Annotated in this window: 2 protein-coding genes; both read right to left on the reverse strand. The window is 73.3% G+C overall.

Annotation, left to right across the window (positions count from 1 at the left end):
• Window positions 1-185: 185 nt before the first annotated feature.
• Complete coding sequence (prcB, locus tag CCL05_RS43590; RefSeq protein ID WP_086565929.1) at window positions 186-1,034, reverse strand: proteasome subunit beta; 849 nt, start codon at window positions 1,032-1,034, stop codon at window positions 186-188.
• Between the two features lie 78 nt (window positions 1,035-1,112).
• Entirely contained in the window at window positions 1,113-2,609 is a 1,497-nt protein-coding gene (locus CCL05_RS43595) for a hypothetical protein (protein ID WP_086565930.1), read from the reverse strand.
• Window positions 2,610-2,827: the final 218 nt, after the last annotated feature.

Raw genomic sequence — 2,827 nt, forward strand, 5'->3', positions numbered from 1 at the left:
GGGAGGGGCGGAGTGGACTCAGGGGCGGCCGTCATCGGGGGGAAGGTCTTTCTGTCGGACGGACGGCTGCGGGAAACAGCCTCGCGCCATCCTCCAGTACCTGCAATCCATGTGCAGTAAAGCCCTCGACAGGTCTTGTCCATGGATCCGAAAACTCCACGGAGCCGGGCGCCCCCGGCCGGGTGTCACACCGCGGCGTTCGGTCCGTCCGGACGGCCGCGGCGCTGCTCGACCATCTCGCGGCTGAGTTCCTCCGTCTCCGTCTGCGGCAGCCGCTCGAAGCCGTGCTCGGTGATGACGGAGACGATGGGATAGATGCGGCGGGTGAGGTCCGGACCGCCGGTCGCGGAGTCGTCGTCGGCCGCGTCGTACAGCGCCTGGAGCGCCGCCAGGGCGGCCTCGCGCCGGGACATGCCGGGGCGGAACAGTTTCTTCAACGCGCCCCGGGCGTACGGCGAGCCGGAGCCCTCGGCGTGGAAGCCGAACTTCTCGTAGCGGCCGCCGGCGACGTCGAAACCGAAGATGCGGCCGCGCCCGCCCTCGGGAGCCGCGGGGTCGTAGCCGGCCAGCAGCGGGACGACGGCGAGGCCCTGCATGGCCTGGCCCAGGTTGCCCCGGATCATCGTGGCCAGCCGGGTGGCCTTCGCGGCGAGGGTCATGGGGATGCCCTCGACCTTCTCGAAGTGCGTCAGCTCGACCTGGTAGAGCTTCACCAGGTCGAGCGCGAGCCCGACGGAACCGGCGAAGGCCACGGCGGTGTGATCGTCGGCGGGGTACACCTTCTCCAGATCCCGCTGGGCGATCAGATTGCCCATGGTCGCCCGCCGGTCGCCCGCGATCAGCACGCCGTCGCCGAAGGTGAGGGCCAGCACGGTCGTGCCGTGCGGCGCTCCCTCGGCGCGGACGCCGTCCGGGAGGATCCGGCGGGTGCCCAGCAGTTCGGGGCGGTGGGCCGCCAGGAACTCGGTGAAGGACGAGGAGCCCGGTGTGAAGAACTCCTCCCCCAGCCGGCCCTCGTGGTCGATCCCCGCCATGGCGTTTCCCCCTCGTCCGTGACCGTCGTCTCCCGACTCCTACCTGGACCTGGCGGGCGGGAAACGCGAGTTGAGGCCTCAGTGGCCGTTGCTGTGCGGCGCCGGCGGTGCGACGCGGATGTCCAGGTCCGAGATCCGGTGGACGGGCCAGGCGCGGGCGTAGCGGGGCGGGGTGCCGCCGGCCGGTGCGATGTGGGCGACCGGGAGACGGTCCGCGGTGCGCAGGACGTCCGCCACCGTGGTGTTCTCGTTGTGGCCGGAGGTCGCGCCCGAGGAGCAGCCGGTGTAGAAGCCGATCGGGATGGCCTCGTGTCCGGTGAGCAGGCAGGGCGGGCTCACGCCGAGGCGGTGCAGCGCTCCGGCGGTGCGGTCCCAGTCGCGGCGGCTTTCGGTGTTGCGGGAGACGGTGTTTTCCAGGACGGCGATCTGCACCGCCAGATGGCCGGCCAGGCCGAGCGCGACCACGCCGGCGGCCACCGGCCGCCACGTCCGGCCCGGGGTTCTGACCAGGTGCCACAGGGCGTCGGCGACCGGGACGGCGAGCAGCGCGTAGGCCGGCTGGAGGAAGCGGGGCGCCGCATAGCCGATCATGAACAGGTACGGCAGCGCGGCCGTGGCGGCGCAGGCCAGGGGGATCAGGGTCCGTCCCGGGCGCCGGGCCCGGGCCGCGACGAGCAGACCGAGGCCGGCGAGGACGGGCAGGACGAACCACCAGACGGTGACCACCGGGTGGGGCATCGACCCGGTGCACGGCCGGCACAGGGCCCGTCCGCCCAGGCTGCGCAGCTGGTCGTCGACCGCGACCTGCCAGCCGAGTCCGCCCTGGATGCGGGAGGCGTCCGACAGCCGCTGCCCGAGACCGCCGTGACCGACGTAGGCCTCGATCACCCACTCGACGGCACCGGCCGCGAGGCCCGCCGCGAGCACGAGGAGGAGGCGCCAGTGGCGGCGCACCAGGGCGAGGACGAGCAGCGGTACGGTCACCCAGACCGCGTCGGTGGGCCGCATCCACGCCATGAGGGCGGCACCCGCGGCGACGCCCCACAGCGCCGCCCGGGCGGAGGGTTGCGCCCGGGCCCGCAGGAAGCAGCCCACGCTGATCAGGGCGCCGATCGCGACCCAGTAGTTGGGCATGGCCTGCGGACCGTAGAAGAGGGTCACCCACAGAGAGGCGAAGAGGGCGCCGCCGGTGGCCAGGACCCGGGTCGGGAACAGGCCGCGCCAGGCGCGCAGGGTCAGGTAGAGGGCGAGGCCGGACAGCAGGGCGAGGTAGACGCGCAGCAGGGGCGTGGACGACGACCAGGACGCGATCGGCGCCACGAGCAGGGAGACGCCCCGGGAGCGCGGTGCGCTGAAGAAGGCCGCCGGGGTGTCGGAGGTGACCTGGCTGACGTAGACGATCTCGTCCCAGCCGAGGCCGAGGACGGGCCGGACGAGGACGAGTTGCGCGACGGTGAAGACGGCGGCCACCGCGGCGAGCGGTCCGTCGACGCGGCTCCTGCGGCCGGTGCCCGGCTCGGCCGTCCGCGTGCGTCTTCGCCTGCGAACGAGAAGGGCGTTCGCGCCGTCGGACATCGTCCACCCCTTACCCCTACGCGCGTAGGGCCGCTGCGACCTCCACGGCCCGCGGGCAGAGGGCGGAGGTCCGATGATCGGAAAACACGGCCAAGCTAACCCGCGGGGTGGGGACGTGCAGACCGGAATTCGGCCAAGTGCCTGACGCGATCTGGAGGTCAGCGGGTGTTCGGGGCGCGGTGCGGTGGCTGGCTCGGGGCCGGGCGCCGGGGCGGCGG

This window comes from Streptomyces africanus (assembly GCF_002150735.1).
Taxonomy (GTDB): domain Bacteria; phylum Actinomycetota; class Actinomycetes; order Streptomycetales; family Streptomycetaceae; genus Streptomyces; species Streptomyces africanus.